Origin of the sequence: Pseudomonas sp. CCI4.2, assembly GCF_034350045.1 — a bacterium.
Taxonomy (GTDB): domain Bacteria; phylum Pseudomonadota; class Gammaproteobacteria; order Pseudomonadales; family Pseudomonadaceae; genus Aquipseudomonas.
Genome location: NZ_CP133781.1, coordinates 3,925,910 through 3,947,345 on the forward strand (window position 1 = coordinate 3,925,910; position 21,436 = coordinate 3,947,345).

General features: G+C 57.0%; 15 protein-coding genes and 1 riboswitch. Of the genes, 6 read left to right on the forward strand and 9 right to left on the reverse strand.

From position 1 onward, the window contains the following. Window positions 1–6: 6 nt before the first annotated feature. The 3 genes from RHM65_RS17905 to RHM65_RS17915 all read right to left on the reverse strand — a co-directional run bounded on the left by RHM65_RS17905 (window position 7) and on the right by RHM65_RS17915 (window position 2,373). Window positions 7–1,074: a phosphotransferase family protein gene (locus tag RHM65_RS17905; protein WP_322164588.1), complete on the reverse strand. Its 1,068-nt coding sequence runs from the start codon at window positions 1,072–1,074 to the stop codon at window positions 7–9. A 196-nt stretch (window positions 1,075–1,270) separates the two neighbouring features. Continuing rightward, entirely contained in the window at window positions 1,271–1,585 is a 315-nt protein-coding gene (locus RHM65_RS17910) for an SCP2 sterol-binding domain-containing protein (protein WP_322164587.1), read from the reverse strand. 77 nt (window positions 1,586–1,662) lie between these two features. Next, a complete protein-coding gene (locus tag RHM65_RS17915) occupies window positions 1,663–2,373 on the reverse strand; it encodes a histidine phosphatase family protein (protein WP_322164585.1) in 711 nt (236 codons plus the stop codon). Between the two features lie 217 nt (window positions 2,374–2,590). On the opposite strand from RHM65_RS17915, the gene sohB reads away from it, so the two are divergent. Then, a complete protein-coding gene (gene sohB / locus RHM65_RS17920) occupies window positions 2,591–3,613 on the forward strand; it encodes a protease SohB (RefSeq protein ID WP_322164584.1) in 1,023 nt (340 codons plus the stop codon). 126 nt (window positions 3,614–3,739) lie between these two features. Here the strand turns inward: sohB and RHM65_RS17925 are convergent, their stop codons facing one another. The 4 genes from RHM65_RS17925 to metH all read right to left on the reverse strand — a co-directional run bounded on the left by RHM65_RS17925 (window position 3,740) and on the right by metH (window position 10,418). Further along, a complete protein-coding gene (locus RHM65_RS17925) occupies window positions 3,740–4,234 on the reverse strand; it encodes a DUF934 domain-containing protein (protein WP_322164583.1) in 495 nt (164 codons plus the stop codon). Next, a complete protein-coding gene (locus RHM65_RS17930; RefSeq protein ID WP_322164582.1) occupies window positions 4,218–5,876 on the reverse strand; it encodes a nitrite/sulfite reductase in 1,659 nt (552 codons plus the stop codon). Before RHM65_RS17930 ends, RHM65_RS17925 begins: the two co-directional genes overlap by 17 nt. 456 nt (window positions 5,877–6,332) lie before the next feature. After that, window positions 6,333–6,560, reverse strand: a complete 228-nt coding sequence (locus tag RHM65_RS17935) for a DUF2970 domain-containing protein (protein WP_322164581.1) — start codon at window positions 6,558–6,560, stop codon at window positions 6,333–6,335. Between the two features lie 150 nt (window positions 6,561–6,710). Beyond that, window positions 6,711–10,418: a methionine synthase gene (metH, locus tag RHM65_RS17940; RefSeq protein WP_322164580.1), complete on the reverse strand. Its 3,708-nt coding sequence runs from the start codon at window positions 10,416–10,418 to the stop codon at window positions 6,711–6,713. Window positions 10,419–10,570: 152 nt separating this feature from the next. Here metH and RHM65_RS17945 point away from each other — a divergent pair, with 152 nt between their 5' ends. The 3 genes from RHM65_RS17945 (at window position 10,571) to nfuA (ending at window position 14,827) form a co-directional block, all read left to right on the forward strand. Continuing rightward, complete coding sequence (locus RHM65_RS17945; protein WP_322164579.1) at window positions 10,571–12,874, forward strand: fatty acid cis/trans isomerase; 2,304 nt, start codon at window positions 10,571–10,573, stop codon at window positions 12,872–12,874. Window positions 12,875–13,140: 266 nt separating this feature from the next. Further along, window positions 13,141–14,175 carry an acyltransferase gene (locus RHM65_RS17950; RefSeq protein WP_322164578.1) on the forward strand — a complete coding sequence of 345 codons (1,035 nt, stop codon included), beginning with the start codon at window positions 13,141–13,143 and terminating at the stop codon, window positions 14,173–14,175. Between the two features lie 58 nt (window positions 14,176–14,233). Then, window positions 14,234–14,827, forward strand: coding sequence for a Fe-S biogenesis protein NfuA (gene nfuA / locus RHM65_RS17955; RefSeq protein ID WP_322164577.1), 594 nt, complete (start codon window positions 14,234–14,236; stop codon window positions 14,825–14,827). Window positions 14,828–14,952: 125 nt separating this feature from the next. Here the strand turns inward: nfuA and cobM are convergent, their stop codons facing one another. Together cobM and RHM65_RS17965 are read right to left on the reverse strand one after the other, a co-directional pair. Then, on the reverse strand, window positions 14,953–15,699 hold the full coding sequence (gene cobM / locus RHM65_RS17960; RefSeq protein ID WP_322164575.1) for a precorrin-4 C(11)-methyltransferase: 747 nt from the start codon (window positions 15,697–15,699) through the stop codon (window positions 14,953–14,955). 50 nt (window positions 15,700–15,749) lie between these two features. Further along, a complete protein-coding gene (locus tag RHM65_RS17965; RefSeq protein ID WP_322164573.1) occupies window positions 15,750–16,160 on the reverse strand; it encodes a cobalamin biosynthesis protein in 411 nt (136 codons plus the stop codon). A 113-nt stretch (window positions 16,161–16,273) separates the two neighbouring features. Further along, window positions 16,274–16,492: riboswitch (cobalamin riboswitch) on the forward strand. A 99-nt stretch (window positions 16,493–16,591) separates the two neighbouring features. Here RHM65_RS17965 and cobW point away from each other — a divergent pair. Together cobW and cobN are read left to right on the forward strand one after the other, a co-directional pair. Beyond that, window positions 16,592–17,656 (forward strand): cobalamin biosynthesis protein CobW, encoded by a 1,065-nt coding sequence (gene cobW / locus RHM65_RS17970; RefSeq protein ID WP_322164572.1) that lies wholly within the window; start codon window positions 16,592–16,594, stop codon window positions 17,654–17,656. A 3-nt stretch (window positions 17,657–17,659) separates the two neighbouring features. Then, a complete protein-coding gene (gene cobN / locus RHM65_RS17975) occupies window positions 17,660–21,424 on the forward strand; it encodes a cobaltochelatase subunit CobN (protein WP_322183848.1) in 3,765 nt (1,254 codons plus the stop codon). The last annotated feature ends 12 nt before the right edge of the window (window positions 21,425–21,436 follow it).

The window sequence follows — 21,436 nt, forward strand, 5'->3', positions numbered from 1 at the left end:
TCGCTATCAAAGGCTGGATTTATCGATGACTTGCAGGCTCATGTGCTCCAACAGCGTGTTCATGTGAATGAACTGCGCGAAGCGTTTGTCTTGGGTCTGGCCATGAAAAAAGCGGTAGTAAATCTGCTGCACAATGCCCGCCAGACGAAACAGGCCATAGGTGTAGTAGAAGTCGAAATTATCGATCTGGATGCCTGATCGCTCGGCGTAATAATCGACAAACTCCCGTCGGGTCAACATCCCCGGCGCGTGGCTCGGCTGACGGCGCATTAACTGCACGGGCGCAGGGTCATTAGCTTCGATCCAATAGGCGAGGGTATTGCCCAAGTCCATCAGCGGGTCACCGATTGTGGTCAGTTCCCAATCCAGTACGCCGATGATCTGCATCGGCTGGTTCGGATCGAGAATCACATTATCGAAGCGATAGTCGTTGTGTACGATGCTGGAAACTGGACTATTGGCCGGCATTTTCTCCTTGAGCCAGCTTCTGACGCTTTCCCAGCTCGGCGCATCGGGGGTGCGCGCTTTATCATAGCGATCACTCCAGCCGCTAATTTGCCGCTCGACATAACCCTCGGGCTTGCCAAGATCCGCCAGCCCGCAGGCGGCGTAATCGACCTGATGCAATTCGACCAGTTTGTCGATGAAGTTTTTGCACAGCGCAGTGGTTTGCTGGGTATTGAAATTCAATTCCGGCGGCAGTTCGGAGCGAAGAATAATGCCATTGACCCGCTCCATGACATAGAACTCAGAACCGATCAGCGTTTCGTCGGTGCAGTGGACATAAGCCTTGGGACAATACGGAAAACCATCACTGAGCTGATTCAGGATGCGGTATTCGCGACCCATGTCGTGGGCTGATTTTGCCTTACTGCCAAAGGGCGGGCGGCGCAGCACGAATTCATGTTCCGGGTAGCGAATCAGGTAGGTCAGGTTAGAAGCGCCACCGGGAAACTGGCTGATCTCAGGCGAACCACTCAAGCCGGGGATATGGGCTTTGAGGTAAGGGTCGATGAGGCTGGCGTCGAGTTCTTCGCCAACGCGAATCTTGGTGGACTGATCAGTGAGCGCCATGCTTATCCCTTCTGCTTATTATTAGGGGCAGAGATTATTGACTAATCTAATGCGCCGTCCATTTGCTCACAAGGCTAAAGCGGCCTTATAGGCCAGCGTGTTGCAGGCAAATCATTGGCTTTGATTACTGAACAGCGACATCTGTCAGGCGAAAAAAACCGAAGCCCGCAAGCTTCGGTTTTTTCGAAAAGAACCCTTACGAAGGGAACAACTCGCTGAGTTTCATCGCCAGCATCATGTCGCCTTCAGCGCGCAACTTGCCGCCCATGAATGCCTGCATGCCGTCGGTTTCGCCGGTGACGATGCCGTCCAGAGTATCGCCGTCCATGACCAGGGTCACTTGGGCATCGGGGTTCACGCCTTCTTTCAGTTCGCAGGTGCTGTCTTTGACAACCAGCGAGAAATTTTTGTCTTCATCGATACGGAAGCCGAAAACCAGGTCCAGGCCCGCAGCGGCACTTGGGTTGAACTTGGCTTTCATTGCTTGAACGGCGTCGGCTACGGAGGTCATTGTGTTTATCCTTTTTTGTGGGTCTGGTGAAACTTGGGGTTTGGGCCCAGCGAACTCAAGCTTTTGATTGCGCTGGGTTAGCGGTAGGTGATGAGCTCCGGGTTCTTCAACAACTGCAAATGCGTGTGGCTGTTGAACGACGCCAGAGCGACCTCACGACCACGAAACTTAAGCTGGTTGAGCGAGGTGTTGACGATTTGCCAATTGAGTTCAAAGGCCTGATGGACAGGGATTTGGGTGATCAAGTGGAGCAGGGCGGTAATAGTGCCGCCTGAAGTGAAAATCGCAATGCTGTCTTTGTTACCCGCGTTGTCCAGTACCCGGTACAGACCCGACCGAACCTGCTCAGCGAAACCGAGCCAGCTTTGCAGTCCCGGCGTGTCGTAGTTGCCGCTGTGCCAGCGACCCATGATCAAGGCAAATAAACGTTGGAATTCTGCGCGGTTTTGCGCAGCGTTTCGCAATACGTGCAGGGCTTCCGGTTCGTCCGGCAGCATGGCCGGTAACAAGGCGCGTATCACTGCGTCAGCATCGAACTCGTTAAAAGCAGTGTCGATCTCTAGCGTGGGCGTGCTTTGCCCAGCCGCGTCCAATTGCGCCATGGCTGCTTGAGCCGTGTGTTGTTGTCGGCGCAAGTCACCGGACAGGCAGCGATCGAAGCGCACGTTCAGTTGAGCGAGGTGCGCGCCGAGAATTTCTGCTTGGCGGATACCGGTGGGCGAAAGAACATCGTAGTCGTCCGCACCAAAGGAGGCCTGGCCATGTCGTATCAGATAGATGCTGCCCACGTCCGCGTCATCCTGGTGCGTTAGAGGTTTTGCGAGGTTAGGAGGATGCTCATAGCCTGTCAATAAAAAAACATACGCTTGTTTGAATCAGATTCACGGGCCCATGGTTGCGTGCTCACAGACTGGTCGTCTGCAGGGCGCGCCGGTATGCTTGGGCCATTCGAAGCTTTTTGTTAAGCCCCTGAGTGAAGGGGCGAAATGTTCTTGAGGAGAAACTGTGGATTTTCTAGCTGAATACGCGAGCTTTTTAGCGAAGACGGTGACGTTGGTGGTCGCCATTTTGATCGTGTTGGCGGCATTCGCCTCAGTGCGAAGCAAAGGCCGTCGTAAATCTACAGGTCAGTTGCAGGTCAGCAAACTCAATGACTTCTATAAAGCGTTGCGCGAGCGGCTGGAGCAATCGTTACTGGACAAGGACCGGCTAAAGGTCTTGCGCAAAGAGCAGGCCAAGGGCTTGAAGAAGCAGAAGAAGTTGGCCGAACCAAAACCTCGGGTTTACGTGCTGGACTTCGACGGTGACATCAAAGCGTCCGCGACTGAAAGCATGCGCCATGAAATCACCGCGCTGCTGACCCTCGCCACCGCCAAGGATGAAGTGGTACTGCGCCTGGAAAGTGGCGGCGGCATGGTCCACAGCTACGGCCTCGCGTCGTCGCAGTTGGCGCGGATTCGTCAGGCGGGGATTCCGCTGACGATTTGCATCGATAAAGTGGCGGCCAGTGGCGGTTACATGATGGCGTGCATTGGCGACAAGATCATCAGCGCGCCCTTTGCCATCCTTGGATCGATTGGTGTTGTCGCGCAGTTGCCTAACGTCAATCGTCTGTTGAAGAAGCACGATATCGACTTCGAAGTGCTGACCGCCGGTGAATACAAGCGCACGCTGACGGTGTTTGGCGAAAACACCGAGAAGGGCCGTGAGAAGTTTCAAGAAGAGTTGGACATCACTCACGAGCTGTTCAAGAACTTTGTTGCCCGCTACCGCCCGCAGTTGGCCATTGATGATGTGGCAACGGGAGAAGTCTGGCTCGGCATGGCTGCGTTGGATAAACAGTTGGTGGACGAACTGAAGACCAGTGATGAGTACCTGTCAGAGCGCGCCAAAATCGCTGACGTGTTCCATCTGCATTATTCCGAACGTAAAAGCCTTCAAGAACGTGTGGGGCTGGCGGCCAGTGCTTCAGTGGATCGTGTGTTGACAACGTGGTGGAGCCGATTGACCCAGCAACGCTTCTGGTAACCACTGCCTGTGCCGGCTCTGTGGGACCGAATTTATTCGGGAAGGCGTCGTATCAGACGCCGACGCGGTTGGATTTGAAATCCATTCCCGAATAAATTCGGTCCCACAGAGTGCCGCTATGATCGATCAGCGGCGCCGAAACAACGGCAATGGCTCATCAGTTGCCGCTTGGTAAGTCACCGAGAAATCTTTCAAACCCTCAAGGGCTTCGTACGGGTCTTTATCCGGGCGGATGGCAAAGGCATCAAAACCACAGCGGCGCATGTAGAACAATTGGTCGCGCAGCACGTCGCCAATGGCCCTCAACTCACCCTTGTAACCATAACGGTCACGCAGCAGACGGGCGTTGGAGAAGCTACGGCCGTCGGTAAACGCCGGGAAGTTCAGGGCAATGACCTGGAACTGATTGACGTCGTCACCTATGTGTTCGGCTTCTTCGTCGCTGTCCAGCCATACGCCAAGACCACCGTCGCGCGCTTTTAGGGCGTGACCGTGATCGAGCCATAAAGCCAAGGGCACGATCAGGTCGTCGCAATTGGACAACTCGTCCAACGTCGCGTCCTTGGGCAGCAGGTGCCAGGTCTCGTCGATGACTTCGTTGTTCTTAATGATTCGCTGCATAGACGCGCTCCTTGAAAGGGTCAATGCCAATACGCTGGAAGGTGTCGATGAAGCGCTCATCTTCGGTGCGTTTCTCAATGTAGACATCGATTAACTTCTCGATCACATCAGGCATGACTTCCTGAGCGAACGACGGGCCGAGGATCTTGCCCAGGTTCGCGTCACGGTTGCTGCTGCCACCGAGAGATACCTGGTAGAACTCTGCGCCTTTCTTGTCGACACCCAGGATGCCGATATGGCCCACATGGTGGTGACCACAGGCGTTCATGCAGCCTGAAATGTTCAGGTCCAACTCGCCGATGTCGAACAGGTAATCCAGATCGTCGAAACGGCGCTGGATGGATTCGGCAATCGGGATCGATTTGGCATTGGCCAGGGAGCAGAAATCGCCACCCGGGCAGCAAATGATGTCGGTCAGCAAGCCGATGTTCGGCGTCGCGAAACCTTGCTCGCGCAACTCACCCCACATGGCGAACAGTTGGCTTTGCTCAACGTCTGCCAGAATGATGTTTTGCTCATGGGACGTGCGCAGTTCACCGAAGCTGTAACGGTCAGCCAGGTCGGCAATGCCGTCGAGCTGTTTGTCGGTGATATCGCCTGGCGCGACGCCGGTAGGCTTAAGTGACAAGGTCACCGCAGCGTAGCCGGGCTTTTTATGCGCCTGAATGTTGCGTGAGCGCCAGCGTGCAAAACCTGGGTGATCAAGATCAAGCTGCGCCAGTTCGGCGGTTTGATCAGTCAGGGCTTTGTATTCGGGATCGATAAAGTGCTTGGCCACGCGTTGTACTTCAGCTTCTGTCAGCGTGGTTTGGCCGCCCCGAAGGTGGACCATCTCAGCGTCGACTCTTTCAGCGAAGACTTCGGGGGTCAGCGCTTTAACCAGAATTTTGATCCGCGCCTTGTATTTGTTATCACGACGGCCATAGCGGTTGTAGACCCGCAAGATAGCGTCCAGGTAACTCAACAGGTCTTGCCACGGCAGGAATTCATTGATGAATGCACCGACCACTGGCGTACGGCCGAGACCACCGCCGACCAACACCCGGAAACCCAGCTCGCCTTCAGCGTTGAGCAGCGGCTCAAGGCCAATGTCATGCACTTCAATTGCGACACGATCACTGCGTGAGCCATTGAGGGCGATCTTGAATTTACGCGGCAGGTACGCGAATTCGGGGTGGAATGTCGTCCATTGCCGAATGATCTCGCACCAAGGGCGTGGATCCACCAGTTCGTCAGCGGCAACGCCAGCGAATTGGTCGGTGGTGACGTTGCGCAGGCAGTTACCGCTGGTCTGAATCGCGTGCATTTGCACGGTAGCGAGTTCAGCCAGGATGTCCGGCACGTCTTCCAGCGCGGGCCAGTTGAATTGAATGTTCTGCCGGGTGCTGACGTGGGCATAGCCTTTGTCATAGTCCCGGGCAATTTTGGCCATCATTCGCATCTGACGCGACGTCAGCTGACCATAAGGCACAGCGACCCGCAGCATCGGCGCAAAACGTTGAACGTAAAGGCCATTCTGTAGGCGTAGCGGGCGAAACTCTTCTTCGCTCAGCTCTCCGGCCAAATAGCGGCGGGTCTGATCACGGAACTGCTTGACGCGGTCCTCGATGATCCGCTGATCGTACTCGTCATATACGTACATATAGGTCCTGTTCTCAGCTGCTTGGAGCAAATCCGCGCGCACGGCCGCGCACTCCCAACGGAGCCGGGGGAAGATAACAGTTTGCAGTTATGCGCAAAAGTGAAGTTTGAGTATATGCAAAGAACTAAAAGAACTAATGGCGGTAATTTGTTTGGATAACCCTACTTGAGCGATGGCCAATGCTCGACTTTACTGTGGGGGTGACCCTGGTGTTCTGAAGGCAGAGTGCTGGTCACGCTTCATGCAATCACCCATAAAACCGAAAAGAGGCGATGCAATGAGCAACCCTGTCAAAATAGCGAAACCCGATAGCAAAACCGATGCTTGGGCCATTCTCTTCATTATCATCCTGGTCGTTTCCACGGCCGTTTTTTGGGTGAGCCACCAATAACGAAAGCAACCTGCGGCTGTCCGGCACGCGTGTCGGACAGTGCGTCATGTAGGCGTCGCAGACGTCTATCCCACTGCGAAGTGCAACACCAACTGCACGATGCCAAACAGCGTCAGCGCAAACACCCCTGTAAACAAAATCCCCAGCAGGACAAAATGGCTTGGCTTTCCATGGGTAAAGTCCCGTTCGCGATTTTTGCCACTTTGTACGCCAAAGGCGGCTGCCGTGACGCTCTGCAGCATTTGCCAGAGCGTCGGTGGTTTGCCCTTGGAGTTGTCTGGTGAGTCGTTCATACGTCCTCGCAGATGTGCTTGTCTAACCCAGTCCCTGTAGGCGCCAACACGTTGGCTCCTACGGTCGATTAAAGGGTAGGTAAGTGATGAGCGTAGGCCACAAATGAAAAACGACCCCGAAGGGCCGTTTTTATTCAGGCAAAAATACAATCAGTTGTCATAACCCAGGTTTGGCGACAGCCAGCGCTCAGTCATGCTCAAGTCCTGGCCTTTGCGCGCGGTATAGCTTTCGATCTGGTCCTTGTCGATTTTGCCGACCGCGAAGTATTGCGCTTGAGGGTGGGCGAAATACCAGCCGCTGACTGAAGCCGCAGGGAACATCGCGTAGCTTTCGGTCAGGAACACGCCGCTCAGCCCGGTCTGGCCATCGTCACCACGGTCGAGCAAATCAAACAGCGTGCCTTTTTCAGTGTGGTCCGGGCACGCGGGGTACCCTGGTGCGGGGCGAATGCCGACGTATTGCTCTTTGATGAGGTCTTCATTGGCCAGTTGCTCGTCCTTGGCGTAACCCCAATAGTTTTTCCGCACCTGCTGGTGCAGCCACTCGGCACAGGCTTCGGCCAACCGGTCGGCCAATGCCTTGACCATGATCGCGTTGTAGTCGTCGCCGGCATCCTGGTAAGCCTTGGAGACCTCTTCAGCGCCGATGCCGGCGGTGGTGATAAACCCACCGACATAATCGGTCACGCCGCTGTCCTTGGGCGCTACAAAGTCGGCCAGGGAGAAGTTAGGCTTGCCGTCGGTCTTGATGATCTGTTGCCGCAGATGGTGCAGCTTGACCCGAGGCACGCCGTCATCGCCGTACAGCTCCAAATCATCGTCATCCACCTGATTAGCAGGCCAGAAGCCAAACACGGCCCGGGCGCTGATCAGTTTTTCGTCGATCAGTTTGCGCAGAAGCTCTTTAGCGTCGGCAAACAATGACGTGGCAGCTTCACCCACCACCTCGTCAGTGAGGATGCGCGGGTACTTGCCCGCCAGGTCCCACGAGATAAAGAACGGCGTCCAATCGATGTACTCAGCCAGCACGTTGAGGTCAATATTCTCCAGCACCTTGATACCGGTGAACGTCGGTTTCACGGGCTGATAGCTGGACCACTCGAACTTGGGCTTTTTCGCCAACGCTGCGCCATAGCTCAAGCGCTCGGTGCGGGAGCTGCGGGCGGCGGTGCGTTCCCGGACGTCAATGTACTCAAGCCGGTTTTTCTCAATGAAGGCCGGTTTCAGCTCCTTGGACAGCAATTGCGTGGCCACACCCACGGCGCGGGAGGCGTCGGTGACGTAGATCACGGCATCGTTGCTGTACTTGGGCTCGATTTTCACCGCCGTGTGCGCTTTGGAGGTCGTTGCGCCGCCGATCATCAGTGGCAGGAAGAAGTTCTGCCGCTGCATTTCCCGGGCAACGTGGACCATCTCGTCCAGGGAAGGCGTGATCAGGCCCGACAAACCGATGATGTCGCACTTGTGTTCTTTGGCGGCCAAGAGAATTTTCTCGGCAGGCACCATCACCCCGAGGTCGACGATGTCGTAGCCATTGCAACCGAGGACCACGCCGACAATGTTTTTGCCGATGTCGTGCACGTCGCCCTTGACCGTGGCCATGAGGATTTTGCCCTTGGCCACCGGCTTGTCGCCTTTTTCCAGTTCAATGAACGGGATCAAGTGCGCCACGGCCTGTTTCATCACCCGCGCCGATTTCACCACCTGTGGCAGAAACATTTTCCCCGAGCCAAACAGGTCGCCAACGATGTTCATGCCGGACATCAACGGGCCTTCGATGACTTCGATCGGGCGCTTGAACGACTGCCGCGACTCTTCAGTGTCTTCGACGATGTGCGTGGTGATGCCCTTGACCAGGGCATGCTCCAGGCGTTTGTTCACCGGCCAGCCGCGCCACTCTTCGGTTTCTGCTTCCTTGACGCTGCCGTCGCCCCGGTACTTGTCGGCAATCGCCACCAGCGCGTCGGTGCCGTGCGGGGTGCGGTTGAGCACCACGTCTTCGACGATATCGCGCAGTTCGGTAGGGATCTGGTCGTAAATTTCCAGCTGCCCGGCGTTGACGATACCCATGCTCAAGCCGTTGCGGATCGCGTACAGCAGGAACACCGAGTGAATCGCCTCACGCACCGGGTTGTTGCCCCGGAACGAGAACGACACGTTGGACACGCCGCCCGAGGTCAGGGCGTGGGGCAGGTGGTCGCGAATGTAAGCACAGGCGTTGATGAAATCGACCGCGTAGTTGTTGTGCTCTTCGATGCCGGTTGCGATGGCAAAAATGTTCGGGTCGAAGATGATGTCTTCCGGCGGGAAGCCCACATCGTTGACCAAAATGTCGTAAGAGCGCTTACAGATTTCTTTTTTGCGTTTCTCGGTATCGGCCTGGCCGTCTTCATCGAACGCCATGACCACCACGGCGGCGCCGTAGCGCTTGCACAGCTTGGCGTGATGAATGAACTGCTCGACACCTTCCTTCATGCTGATGGAGTTGACGATGCCCTTGCCCTGAATGCATTTCAGGCCGGCTTCGATCACTTCCCATTTGGAGGAGTCGATCATGATCGGTACGCGGGAGATGTCCGGTTCGCCGGCAATCAGATTGAGGAAGGTCACCATGGCCTTCTTCGAATCGAGCATGCCCTCGTCCATGTTGATGTCGATCACCTGGGCGCCGGACTCGACCTGTTGCAAGGCAACTTCCAGGGCTTCGGTGTAGTTATCTTCACGAATCAACCGGGCAAAACGTGCGGAACCGGTGATGTTGGTACGCTCGCCGACGTTAATGAACAACGAGCTGCGATCAATGGTGAACGGTTCCAGGCCTGACAGGCGGCAGGCTTTCGGGATATCCGGGATAGCGCGCGGCGGGTGCTTGCTCACCGCATTGGCGATGGCCTTGATGTGCGCAGGGGTGGTGCCGCAGCAGCCGCCAACAATGTTGAGAAAACCGCTCTGGGCAAACTCTTCGATGATCGCGGCCGTCTGGTTCGGCTCTTCGTCGTACTCGCCGAAGGCGTTGGGCAAACCGGCGTTAGGGTGAGCCGACACATAGGTGCCGGCTTTATTCGACAGCTCTTCCAGATAAGGCCGTAAATCAGCGGCACCCAGCGCGCAGTTCAAGCCCACTGAGAGGGGTTTGGCGTGGGCGACGGAGTTCCAGAACGCTTCGGTCGTCTGCCCGGACAAGGTACGGCCCGAGGCATCGGTGATGGTCCCGGAAATCATGATCGGCAATTCAAATCCGACGTCTTCGAACACGCCCTGTACCGCGAAAATCGCCGCTTTGGCGTTCAGCGTGTCGAAAATCGTCTCGATCAAAATCAGGTCGGCGCCGCCTTCGATCAGCCCGAGGGTGGCTTCGGTGTAGTTTTCCACCAATTCATCGAAAGTAACGTTGCGATAGCCCGGGTTATTGACGTCTGGCGACAGCGAGCAGGTGCGGCTGGTCGGACCTAGAACGCCGGCGACGAAACGCGGTTTATCCGGCGTTTCCAGGGTTTTTGCGTCAGCCACCTTGCGGGCGAGGCGGGCGCCTTCTACGTTCAACTCGTAGACCAGCGCTTCCATGCCGTAATCGGCCTGGGACACTTGGGTCGCGTTGAAGGTGTTGGTTTCGAGAATGTCGGCACCGGCGTCGAGGTAGGCCTTCTCGATAGCCCCGATCACATCCGGACGACTGAGAATCAACAGGTCATTGTTGCCTTTGACGTCGCTTGGCCAATCAGCAAAGCGTTTGCCCCGGTAGTCCTCTTCCTCAAGCCGATAGCTCTGGATCATGGTGCCCATGCCGCCATCGAGAATCAGAATGCGCTCTTTGAGGGCTTTTTGGAGAGCTGAGAGGCGAACGCTGCGATCGGACATAGGACTACCTGAAATAGGCTGATACAGAAGGTCGGGGATAATAGCAAACCTGCGCGCTTTTAGTGAGAGCCGCGGTTTTGCATGAATATCGCTCATGTTGGAAGGGTGACAGTCTCGATAGAATTACCGCGTTAATTGTCTGGACGTTGGATATGCCGTATCGGTTGTTGGTTAGTTTTCTACTGCTATTGATTTGCTGCGGCGTGCGCGCACAGGAGCCGTTGGCGTCGGATTCCCCCTCGATTTCTTACACCCGCGATGTCCAGCCGATTTTTACCGAGAAATGTGTGGCCTGCCATGCCTGCTATGACTCGGCCTGCCAGCTTAACCTCGGCAGTGGCGAAGGTGCCGCCCGCGGTGCCAGCAAAATTCGGGTCTATGACGGTGAGCGGCGCGATGCCCAAGCACCGACCCGCCTCTATCTCGACGCCCACAGCGCCAGTGCCTGGCAGCAAAAAGGCTTTTATTCCGTGCTGGACGCGCAGGCCAGTCAAGCGGCCTTGATGGCGCGCATGCTTGAGCTGGGGCACAACATGCCCTTGCTCGCCAACGCCAAAATACCCGCCGAGATCCTGCTGGGCATGAACCGGGACAATCAATGCCCTGTGCCGGGAGAGTTCGCGGGTTACGCCGCCAGCCACCCTAAAGAGGGCATGCCACTGGCAGTAACCGGTTTGACGGATCAGCAGTACCAAACCTTACGCCGCTGGCTGGCGGCGGGTGCGCCCATTGACGAACGGGGACTTTCGCCCAATGCCAACGAGGTGTCGCAGATCACCCAGTGGGAATCCTTGCTCAACGCGCCTGGCGCTCGCGAATCGTTGGTCGCTCGTTGGCTGTACGAACATTTGTTTCTCGCACACATCTATTTCGAAGGCGGCGAGCCGGGGCATTTTTTCCAGTGGGTTCGCTCGCGCACGCCCAGTGGCCAGCCGATTGACTTGATCAACACCCGCCGTCCCAACGACGATCCTGGCACTTTGGTTTATTACCGGTTGTGGCCGGTACAAGGCGTGATCGTGCACAAGACTCACATCACCTATCCCATGAGTCCCGCCAAAATGGCGCGGGTCAAAGCTTTGTTCTACAGCGGTAACTGGACGGTGGATTCGTTGCCCGGCTATGGACCGCGTCGTCGGGCCAATCCGTTCGAGACTTTCGAGCAAATTCCTGCTCAAGCCCGGTATCAATTCATGCTCGATAACGCCGAATATTTCGTCCGCACCTTCATTCGCGGCCCGGTGTGTCGGGGGCAAATCGCCAGTGACGTCATTCGGGACAATTTCTGGGCGTTTTTCCAAGACCCAAGCCATGACCTTTATCTGACCAACTCAGCCTATCGCGCCAAAGCGACGCCGCTATTGGCCATGCCGGGGCAGATCGACGATGTCGGCAGCATTTTGACTCTGTGGCTGTCGTATCGTGACAAGCGCAATGAGTATGAGTCTCTGCGCAGCGACGCCTATGCGGCCGCGCCGCCGCCCAGTTGGTCAAGCCTCTGGGCGGGTAATGACAATGCGCTGTTGTCGATCTTTCGCCATTTTGACAGCGCATCGGTGGATAAGGGGTTGATTGGCGAAGTGCCGCAGACGATGTGGCTGTTCGACTTTCCCTTGTTGGAGCGTACCTATTATCAGTTGGCGGTCAATTTCGATGTGTTCGGCAACGTCGCACATCAAGCCCAGACCCGGCTGTATTTCGATTTGATACGCAACGGCGCGGAGGTCAATTTTCTGCGGTTGATGCCTGCCGACTCCCGCGATGATTTTCTGGACGATTGGTACCAGGAGGGTGGCAAGGTCAGGCTTTGGCTCGATTATCAGAAAGTTGATGACGATACCCCAACCGGCCTGATTCTAGACAATAAAGACCCCGAGCACGATTTTGCTCAGCAATTGATTCGTCGCTATGGCGACTTGAATGCAAAGCCAGACCCGATCAATCGTTGTAGGGGTGCGTACTGTTCGCGGCCGAACCTTGAACCCGAGTTGCAGGACGCCGAGCAGGCCTTGAGTCGTTTGACTGCCAGGCCTGCCGCCGGGTTGCACGTTGTCGATTACCTCCCTGAGGCCACCATGCTGCGCGTCCACGCTGGTGACGGTAAACGCGAGATATACAGCATGTTGCGCAACCGAGCGCACACGAATGTGGCGTTCATCCTCGGCGATGAGTCGCGCTATCAGCCCGGTTTGGACACGTTGACGGTCTACCCCGGCGTGCTGAGCAGTTACCCGAATTTCATGTTCGACCTCCCGGCGGTCGAGGTGCCGGAGTTCGTTGCGGCAATGGAAAGGGCCCGAGATAACAACGCGTTTGAAAAGATCGTCCAACGCTGGGGCATACGCCGCAGCAACCCGCATTTTTGGGATTTCTTCCACGACCTGACACGCTATCTCCAAGAGACCAACCCAGTAGAGGCAGGGATTCTGGACATGAATCGGTATGAGAATTTGTAGGGGGTGGCGCCGCTTCGTCGATATCGCATTGTCGCGCAGCTTTTTGGCGCTGTGGTGAATCCGGAATACCGCGTCAGCTCCATCACCGGCAAGCGCGCTCCTAGAGAAACCGGGTTAATTCCTTGTTAAACATGGCCTGCAGCCATCTACCGGTCATCAAACCGGCGCAACCTTTTCGGCCTTTACGCGGTCGGAACTATGAACACGTCCTGGGGCATTAGCTGTTCGAGGTTCTTGATCGCGGTTGGAAAACAGGTGAGTTGCGGATGTTGATTTCGGTTCAAGCCTTGCGGGCACTCGCCGCATGGGTCGTTGTATGCCACCACTTCATGCAGATTTTCTTTGATTTTCATGCGTCTGGCCCGATAGGGCAGTTTTTCACTGATCGGGGGCAGGTAGGGGTCGATATCTTCTTCGTGATCAGCGGCTTGGTGATCTACCTGTCGACACAAAGCAAAGACATGCCCATCGGCCGCTTCATGGTCAATCGCATCATCCGCATCGTGCCCGCGTATTGGGTCTACACCGCCGCCATGGGCCTTTTGATCGTAGTTGCCAAGCCGTTGATGCCGAATGCCGTTGTCGATTGGCAGCATTTCATCCTGTCGCTGCTGTTCATCCCTTCGGAAAATCCCGGCGGCTACGGTATGTATCCAACCCTCAATGTGGGATGGACGCTGAATTACGAAATGCTCTTCTATTTATTATTCTCGACGGTATTTCTGGTTCACCAGCGCCATCGTCCACTGTTGGTGGCGGCGGCATTGTTTGCCGTCAATGGCGTGCTGGCCCGCTATGGCGTGATCAGCCATTTTTATCGAAACGACATCGTTTACGAGTTTCTGCTCGGGATTGGGATTGGCGTGATTTATCGTCGCGGTTGGATTGCCAACGGGCTGTGGCTGCCCTTATTAGCGATCGCGGGCGCGCTGATCACTATTTATCACTTGCCGGCAAATGATCGGTTTATCAACTGGGGCCTGCCGAGTGCATTGATCGTCATCGCCTGTATCTCATTAGAACCGTATGTTGAGGGCAACCGATTGCTCAAGGCGCTGGGGGATTGTTCGTATTCGGTCTATTTGCTGCATGTGTTGGTGCTGTACAGCGGCTGGCTGGCGGCCGAGCGTTATGGGCTCAATCCCTACGCAGTGTTTGCGGTTTGCGTGCCAGTGATCGGTTTGGGTGCTTGGGTCAGTTATGAATGGCTCGAAAAAGGACTGTATCGTCGTCTCAAGGGCTGGTTGGATCGGCATCGGACCGAAAAGACCGATGCGGCCCTTTCCCGACAAAATTACTAGGACTTTGTGCGGCGCGAGCGATTGGCGTAAACTCCGGCTACGTCTGCGAGGAATTTTCATGACCGCTATTACTATTACCGATGCTGCCCACGACTATCTGGCCGATCTGCTCGAAAAGCAGAACACCCCGGGCATCGGCATCCGCGTGTTTATTACCCAGCCTGGCACCCAATATGCTGAAACCTGCATTGCTTATTGCAAGCCGGGCGAAGAAAAACCTGAAGACAACGCCATTGGCCTGAAAAGCTTCACTGCCTGGATTGATAATTTCAGCGAAGCCTTTCTAGACGATGCCGTTGTCGACTACGCCACTGATCGCATGGGCGGCCAACTGACCATCAAGGCGCCAAACGCCAAAGTACCTATGGTCAATGCCGACAGCCCGATCAACGAGCGCATCAACTATTACCTGCAAACCGAAATCAACCCTGGTCTGGCCAGTCATGGCGGGCAAGTGACGTTGATCGATGTGGTCGAAGAAAACGACGAAAACATCGCGGTCCTGCAATTTGGTGGCGGCTGCCAAGGCTGTGGCCAAGCTGACGTTACCTTGAGAGAAGGGATTGAGCGCACATTGCTCGAACGCATTCCTGAACTCAAAGGCGTCCGTGACGTGACCGATCACTCGCAAAAAGAGCACGCCTACTACTAAAGCTGCGGCGTGGCCTGAACAAAAAAGTACCCCGACTGGTTCGGGGTATTTTTTTTGGTTGGAGTTCAGTGCGCGGTGGCTGAAAGACGCCTCGCCAACACGTTGGCTCTTACAGAGGTCATCACTCAAGGCCGAAACACATGGGCATGCCCGGCGCGGTATAGCGATGAGTCGGAAAAGTTGTCATTGCCCAACACCCGGCCCACCAGAATCAACGCGGTGCGGCGAAAACCTTTGGCCTGCACTTTTTCTTCTATGTCCGCCAAAGTGCCTATCACCCAGTCCTGATCCGGCCAACTGGCGCGATGGACCACCGCAATCGGGCAATCGGCGCCGTAGTGGGGAACAAGTTCGGCCACTATCTTGGGCAGATGGTTAACCCCCAGATGAATGGCCATGGTCGCCTGATGCTGCGCCAGGCTGGCCAATTCCTCGCCAACCGGCATCGAGGTTTTATCCGCGTAGCGGGTCAAAATCACGCTCTGGGAAATGTCCGGCAACGTCAGCTCCACACCTAACAGCGCTGCGCACGCAGCGGTGGCGGTAACGCCAGGGATGATCTCGAACGGGATGCTCAACTCGCGCAAGTGACGAATTTGCTCACCGATTGCGCCATACAGGCTCGGATCGCCCGAATGAACCCGGGCGATGTCTTGGCCTTGTTCATGAGCAGACTTCATCACGGCGATGATCTGCTCCAGGTGTAACTCCGCGCTATTGATGACCTGCAACGCGTTATGGCCTTCCAGCACTGCCGTCGGCACCAATGATCCGGCGTAGATAATCACCGGGCAGCTGCGGATCAAACGTTGGCCTTTGACCGTGATCAGCTCCGGGTCGCCGGGGCCTGCGCCGATGAAAAAGACGGTCATGGAATCTCCTGAAGCTGCGAAGGGATAGCTGAAGTGAGCAAGGATGCGGATTATCGACGATTAGGCACATCACCCGCCAAGGCAAATGTCGCGCGTCGGTTTTTGCTGCGGTTGATGAGCAAGGTACCGGGGTGTCCGCTGAGGCGTTGCGCCAGGGCCAGGGCGGCACTTTCTGCCACGCCATGGCAACCGGTATGCGCAAAGGCCAGCGCCGATCGATGGCTCAACTGCGCATCGAAGTCCGCCAGTTCGGCCGAACTGAAAAACACCAAGGGCAGAGCGAGCTGCGTGGCCAGCGCCAGCAGTCCCGGTTCAGCGCTTTTCTGATCAATGGAGGCCAAGGCGGTAATCGCTTCGATGAGAAACCCGTGAGCCGCCAAATTCTGCTCCATCAGTTCAAGCAACAGGCTGGCGGGACAGCCGCGCTGGCAGCCAAGCCCCACCACCAGCGTCGTCGACATCGTGCTGTCCTCAGGTACCGACAAAGCGTGGCAGGAGACCATGACTCAGCGCAAAACGTCAATCGCACATCCCGTCAAACGGCGCTGGTGATTGACCTGCCCAAGGTCACTGCGTAGCCTTGCACGCTTGAGGTTCTCCGGCGCAGGTCGGGGCTAAGAAGGGAACGCGGTCAATGCCGCGGCTGCCCCCGCAACTGTAATCGGTCATGTTCATTGCACAGCCACTGCGCCTGACGCGGGAAGGCGCAATGAACGCGTGCAGGACGTCTCGCGAAGAGGCGCTCGACACGCCACCGCAAGCCAGGAGACCTGCCTCAACATCAGAATTCTCACTACAACCGGGCGGGGTGATCCGGTGGCGAGTTGATCCGCGCGCCTGCGCTGCGTGGTTCTCGTCCTGTTTTGCCCGCCGCTTTGCCAAAGGGCACCCAATGAAAACGCTGGCCAAACTTCCTGTCACCATCGTCACCGGCTTCCTCGGTTCGGGCAAAACCACCTTGCTGCGGCATATGCTCGATAACGCTGACGGTCGGCGCATCGCGGTGATCGTCAACGAGTTCGGCGAACTGGGGATTGACGGCGACCTGCTCAAACAATGCAGCATTGGCTGCACCGAAGAAGAAGCCAATGGCCGGGTGTATGAGTTGGCCAACGGCTGCTTGTGCTGCACGGTTCAGGAAGAGTTCTTCCCCGTCATGCGCGAACTGGTCGCACGCCGTGGCGATCTGGACCACATCCTGATCGAGACCTCTGGCCTGGCGTTGCCAAAACCCTTGGTTCAAGCTTTTCAGTGGCCGGAAATTCGCAACGCCTGCACGGTTGACGCGGTAATCACCGTCGTCGATAGCCCGGCAGTACTGGCCGGTACCTTCGCGGCATTCCCGGATCAAGTCGATGCCCAACGAAAGCTGGATCCGAACCTGGACCATGAATCGCCGCTGCACGAGTTGTTCGCCGATCAGCTGTCCAGCGCTGATCTGGTAATCCTCAATAAGGCTGACAAGATGGACGCTGCCGGCCTCGCCGCAGTCCGTGCCGAAGTCTCGGAAGAGCTGCCGCCAGCGGTGAAAGTGATCGAAGCCAGCAATGGTCGCTTGCCGATCAGCGTGTTGTTGGGTTTGGCCGCCGAGTCCGAGTTGCATATCGACGGTCGCCATAGCCATCACGATTCTCATGAAGGCGCAGACCCTGCCGATCATGACCATGACGCATTCGACTCGATCTCAATCACCTTGCCGCAGGCTGACGAAAGCGTGTTACTCGATGCCTTGAACCAATTGGTGGTGCAGCACGGTATTTTGCGGGTCAAAGGCTTTGCCGCGATTCCGGGCAAACCGATGCGTTTGCTGATTCAGGGTGTCGGTACCCGTTTCGACAAACATTTCGACCGCGCGTGGCGTGCCGACGAAGAGCGAGTAACCCATTTGGTGTTGATCGGTCAGAAGCTCGACGCCGGGGTGCTTGAAGCCCAGTTGCGCGCAACGGTTGCTGGCTGACCCATGCATTTACTGAGAACCCAGCCCGGCGGATTCGTCCCCGACGACAGCATCGCCGATTTGGGGCAAACCCCGGCCGAGCTGGTGATTCTCTGTAGCGGCGATTCCCACTTGGCGCTGCTCGCTGAAGCGGCGCAACAGTTACCCGACGACTACCCAAGTCTGCGCCTAGCCAACCCGATGCAAGTGCAGAATCATGCATCGGTGGACCTGTATGTCGACCAAGTGCTGCGACACGCCAAGGTTATTTTGATTTCGCTGCACGGCGGTATCGGTTATTGGCGTTACGGCGTCGAGCGCCTGGTGCAGTTGGCTGAGCGTGGTGTGAAGCTGATTCTGGTGCCCGGCGATGACCGGCCTGACCCGGAGCTTAGCGGCTTAAGCAACGTGACGGCGGAAGAGGGCGAGCGGCTTTGGCATTTTTTGCGCCAGGGCGGCCTGCACAATGCGCTGGAGCTGTATCGGTGCTTGGCCAGTCGCTTTCTGGCGCGTGACTATCCATGGGCTGAACCGGCCACCCTGCCACGTACCGCGATTTATCACCCGCACATAACCAACGCGAACCTGAGCGATTGGCAAGCCCAATGGCAGCCGTCGCAACCGGTGGTAGGGCTGCTGTTTTATCGCTCCCATCTGCAAGCGGCCAACACTGGATTTATCGACGTGTTTTGCGCCCGTTTGCAGGCTCAGGGCCTGAATCCACTGCCCATTGCAGTCGCCAGCTTGAAAGAAGCGGGTTGTCTGGCGGTGGTGGAGGACCTGTTCGATCAGGTCCGGGCTGAGCTGATCCTCAATACCACCGGCTTTGCCCAATCCAGCCCCGAAGCCCCTCATCTGCGACCGTTTCGGCGCAACGTGCCGGTCATTCAAGCTATTTGTGCGCAGGACAACGAGCCCGCTTGGCAGGCCAGTGAACAAGGCTTGGGCGCGCGGGACTTGGCAATGCACATCGCGTTGCCGGAGCTGGACGGGCGGATTATCAGTCGGCCGATCAGTTTCAAGGACTTGGCGTGGCACAGCGAACGCAGCCAGTCGGACGTGGTGTGTTATCGCGCTCAGCCTGAACGCATGGATTTTGTCGCCGAGTTGGCGCAGCGCTGGATTGAGTTGGCACGGCTGCCGAACGAGCAAAAACACATTGCACTGATACTTGCCAATTACCCGACCCGCGATGGTCGCATCGGCAATGGCGTGGGCCTGGACACACCCGCCGCCGCGCTGAATATTTTGCGCGAGATGCAGGCGCAGGGTTACCTGCTGACACCGTTGCCCGAAAGCGGTACGGCCTTGATCCATGCGCTGCTCGGCGGCGTCACCAATGATTTGGAAACCATTGACCAACGTCCTTGCGAGCAGAGCATGGCGCTGGACGATTACTGGGCGGCATTCAGTCAATTGCCATTGGCCAATCAACAGGCGGTGACTGCGCGTTGGGGTGCGCCACAGGCCGATCCGATGTTTCGCGCCGAGCGCATGATGATTGCTGGGCTGCGTTTTGGAATGACCTTCGTTGGTATTCAGCCAGCACGGGGTTACCAGGTCGATGCCAGTGCGGTCTATCACGACCCGGATTTGGTGCCGCCCCACGGCTATCTCGCGTTCTATTTCTGGTTGCGCACAGCCTACGGCGCCCATGCGGTGATCCATGTTGGCAAACACGGCAATCTTGAATGGTTGCCGGGCAAAGGCGTGGGGTTGTCAGAGACCTGCTGGCCGGACGCGGTATTAGGCGCGATGCCGAACATCTATCCGTTCATCGTCAACGATCCGGGCGAGGGGGCTCAAGCCAAGCGCCGTACCCAAGCGGTGATCATCGACCACTTGATGCCGCCGTTGACCCGAGCCGAAACCTATGGCCCGTTGCGTGACCTGGAAGTGCTGGCCGACGAGTTCTACGAAGCGCAATTGCTCGATCCACGCCGGGCACGGGAACTGCAACGCGACATTCTTAAGCTGGTCCGGGAAACCCACATCGACCGCGAGCTGCAACTGGGCGAGCAGCTCGACAGCGACGCCGATGCGGGGGTCTGGCTGCCGCGTCTGGACACCTATTTGTGCGACCTCAAGGAATCGCAGATTCGCGACGGTTTGCACATTTTCGGCGAATCGCCCAGCGGTCGGTTGCGCATCGACACCTTGCTGGCCCTATTACGCATCCCCCGAGGCGACGGCCGTGGCGCTCAATCGAGCTTGCTACGGGCCCTGAGCAAAGCTCTCGATTTAGGTTTCGACCCGTTGAACTGTGAGTTATCCGAGCCTTGGAACGGCCCTCGGCCCGATGCGTTGCTCAGCGTCAGCCAAGACCCTTGGCGAACGGCTGGCGACGTTCGAGAGCGGTTGGAATTGTATGCGGCGCAGCTGATTGAGCAAGTGCTGCACGGGTCACCAATAGACGAGTTATCTGAAAACAATGACTTAAAACTTATTCTTCATTCATTGCGCGAAGTGGTTGCGCCGCGCCTTGATGCCTGTGGCCTGGCTGAAATGCAAGGGTTGCTCGATGCACTGAGCGGTCGATTTGTCCCGGCAGGCCCCAGCGGCGCACCGAGCCGTGGTCGCCTCGACGTACTGCCGACCGGGCGCAATTTTTTCTCAGTAGACGTGCGAAACCTGCCGACCACCACCGCGTGGCGTATTGGTTTCCAGTCGGCCAACCTGCTGCTTGAGCGTCATTTGCAGGACCACGGCGATCACTTGCGTCAGTTGGGTCTGTCGGTGTGGGGCACCGCTACCATGCGCACCGGTGGCGACGACATCGCACAGGCCATGGCCCTGATGGGCGTGCGTCCGGTCTGGGCCACCGGCAGTCAGCGGGTCGATGATTTTGAAATTTTGCCGCTGAGCCTGCTGGATCGTCCTCGGGTCGACGTGACGCTGCGGGTTTCCGGGTTCTTTCGCGATGCGTTTTCCAACCTGATTCGACTGTTTGATGCGGCCGTACAGGCCGTCGCTGCCTTGGATGAACCGGATGAGCTGAACCCGCTGGCGGCCAAGGTCCGCGAAGAACGGCTCAGGTTTGAACGCGAAGGTTTAACCGCTGAGGACGCGTCGCGCCAAGCGGGTTGGCGTATTTTCGGCGCCAAACCGGGTGCCTACGGCGCAGGGGTGCAAGGCGCCATCGACGGGCGTTTGTGGCAAACCCGCGATGACTTGGCCGAGGTTTACCTGAATTGGGGCGGTTACGCGTACGGCGTGGCCGACGAAGGCACGCCCGCCCGGGAGCGTTTCGCCCAACGCCTGGGCCAAGTGCAAGCGGTTCTGCAAAACCAGGACAATCGCGAGCATGACCTGCTCGATTCCAATGACTATTACCAATTCCAGGGCGGCATGCTGGCTGCGGTGGAAAGCCTCAGCGGCCAACCCGCCGCCAGCTACCACGGCGACCACAGTCAGCCGGATTTACCGAAAATTCGAACCCTTAAAGAAGAGCTGAATCGGGTGGTGCGCTCCCGTGCGGCCAACCCGAAGTGGATCGAAGGGGTCAAACGCCACGGTTACAAAGGCGCGTTTGAGATGGCCGCAACCGTGGACTTCTTATTCGCCTTCGACGCCACGACTCAGTTGATCGACGATCATCAATACGCATTGCTGGCTGATGCATATTTGCTTGACCCATCGACCCGGGATTTTATTCAGCAGCACAATCCAGATGCACTGCGGGACATGACCGAACGCATGCTGGAGGCTCAGCAGCGCGGGCTCTGGCAAGCACCCGGCGATTACCGCCAGGCCCTGGAAAACCTGCTGCTGGACATCGAAGAACATTGATCACTTTTGAGA

Coding starts and splice junctions, on each gene's coding strand:
- RHM65_RS17905 (WP_322164588.1), bottom strand. CDS start 1,074: ATGGCGCTCACTGATCAGTCCACCAAGATTCGCGTTGGCGAAGAACTC.
- RHM65_RS17910 (WP_322164587.1), bottom strand. CDS start 1,585: ATGACCTCCGTAGCCGACGCCGTTCAAGCAATGAAAGCCAAGTTCAAC.
- RHM65_RS17925 (WP_322164583.1), bottom strand. CDS start 4,234: ATGCAGCGAATCATTAAGAACAACGAAGTCATCGACGAGACCTGGCAC.
- RHM65_RS17930 (WP_322164582.1), bottom strand. CDS start 5,876: ATGTACGTATATGACGAGTACGATCAGCGGATCATCGAGGACCGCGTC.
- RHM65_RS17935 (WP_322164581.1), bottom strand. CDS start 6,560: ATGAACGACTCACCAGACAACTCCAAGGGCAAACCACCGACGCTCTGG.
- metH (WP_322164580.1), bottom strand. CDS start 10,418: ATGTCCGATCGCAGCGTTCGCCTCTCAGCTCTCCAAAAAGCCCTCAAA.
- RHM65_RS17945 (WP_322164579.1), top strand. CDS start 10,571: ATGCCGTATCGGTTGTTGGTTAGTTTTCTACTGCTATTGATTTGCTGC.
- RHM65_RS17950 (WP_322164578.1), top strand. CDS start 13,141: ATGTTGATTTCGGTTCAAGCCTTGCGGGCACTCGCCGCATGGGTCGTT.
- nfuA (WP_322164577.1), top strand. CDS start 14,234: ATGACCGCTATTACTATTACCGATGCTGCCCACGACTATCTGGCCGAT.
- cobM (WP_322164575.1), bottom strand. CDS start 15,699: ATGACCGTCTTTTTCATCGGCGCAGGCCCCGGCGACCCGGAGCTGATC.
- RHM65_RS17965 (WP_322164573.1), bottom strand. CDS start 16,160: ATGTCGACGACGCTGGTGGTGGGGCTTGGCTGCCAGCGCGGCTGTCCC.
- cobW (WP_322164572.1), top strand. CDS start 16,592: ATGAAAACGCTGGCCAAACTTCCTGTCACCATCGTCACCGGCTTCCTC.
- cobN (WP_322183848.1), top strand. CDS start 17,660: ATGCATTTACTGAGAACCCAGCCCGGCGGATTCGTCCCCGACGACAGC.